The organism is Mesorhizobium sp. M6A.T.Ce.TU.002.03.1.1 (genome assembly GCF_003997275.1).
GTDB classification, from domain to species: Bacteria; Pseudomonadota; Alphaproteobacteria; order Rhizobiales; family Rhizobiaceae; genus Mesorhizobium; species Mesorhizobium mediterraneum.
In genome coordinates this window covers 1-1,451 of sequence record NZ_RZTI01000276.1, presented here as the reverse complement: position 1 = coordinate 1,451, position 1,451 = coordinate 1, and the positions used below count along the sequence as shown (strand labels likewise).

Annotated in this window: 2 pseudogenes; both read right to left on the bottom strand. The window is 62.4% G+C overall.

Going from position 1 to position 1,451, the window contains the following annotated elements:
• Nucleotides 1–463 (bottom strand): annotated as a pseudogene (gene gltD, locus EOC93_RS33455) (glutamate synthase); the annotation flags it as partial.
• Between the two features lie 143 nt (nucleotides 464–606).
• Nucleotides 607–1,451 (bottom strand): annotated as a pseudogene (locus EOC93_RS33450) (glutamate synthase subunit alpha); the annotation flags it as partial.

Sequence of the window (1,451 nt, the reverse complement as noted above, 5' to 3'; positions counted from 1 at the left end):
GCCCCGAGCCGATGATTGCGACGCGCTTGCCGGTCTTCTTTTCCGGCGGATAGGGCCGGATATGACCGGTTTCATAGGCCTTATCGGCGATCGCCTGTTCGATCGTCTTGATGGCGACCGGAATGTCCTCGAGGTTCAGCGTGCAGGCTTCCTCGCAAGGTGCCGGACAGATGCGGCCGGTGAACTCTGGGAAATTGTTGGTCGAATGCAAGTTGCGGATCGCATTGTCCCAGTCGCCATTGTAGACGAGGTCGTTCCAGTCCGGGATCTGGTTGTGGATCGGGCAGCCCGTTGGCCCATGGCAGTACGGAATGCCGCAATCCATGCAGCGCGCGGCCTGTTTCTCGACCTCCTTGTCCGACATCGGCAGCGTGAACTCGCGAAAATGCCGGATGCGGTCGGAAGCCGGCTGGTACTTGTGCACCTGCCGGTCGATCTCGAGAAACCCTGTTACCTTGCCCATAGTCCAGTTCCTGCTGTCCAGATGGTGCGGTTTTCGCCGCACCCGTTAACCTCTTGAGGCAGCCATGGCAACCTTCAGCACGAGGTCAGGATTGTTGATGAGACCCGTGCCGGGAAGCCAGGCTTCCCGGCAACTCCCAAAGCCTATTCTGCCGCTACGCCCATGCGCATGCGTTCCATCTCGATCAGCGCGCGGCGATATTCGACCGGCATGATCTTCCGGAACTTCGGCCGGAAAGTCGCCCAATTGTCGAGGATCTCGCGGCCCCGCACCGAACCCGTGTAATGGACGTGGTTCGAGATCAACTGATAGAGCCGCTCCTCGTCATGGCTGGTCATATCGCCCGACACGTCGACACGACCTTTGTGGTCGAGGTCACCGCCATGATGGAGCAGTTTCTCCATCAGATCGTCTTCCTCCGGAACCGGCTCCAGTTCGACCATCGCCATGTTGCAGCGCGCGGCGAAGTCGCCTGCCTCGTCGAGCACATAGGCGACGCCGCCCGACATGCCAGCTGCAAAGTTGCGGCCGGTCTGGCCGATGACGACGACGATGCCGCCGGTCATGTACTCGCAGCCATGATCGCCGACGCCTTCGACGACGGCGGCGACGCCCGAGTTGCGCACGGCAAAACGCTCGCCGGCGACGCCGCTGAAATAGGCCTCACCCTCGGTCGCGCCGTAGAGCACCGTGTTGCCGACGATGATGGACTCGGCGGCAACGATCTTCGTGTTCTCCGGCGGGCGGATGACGATGCGTCCACCCGACAGACCCTTGCCGACATAGTCGTTGGCAGCACCGACCAGCTCGAACGAGACGCCGCGCGCCAGGAAGGCGCCGAAGGACTGACCGGCCGTGCCGGTGAGCTTCACCGAGATCGTGTCCTCGCGCAGGCCCTTGTGCTTGAAGCGCTTTGCCACCTCGCCCGACAGCATGGCACCCGTCGAACGGTCGACATTGCGGATCGGCAGCTCGATGCTGACCGGCT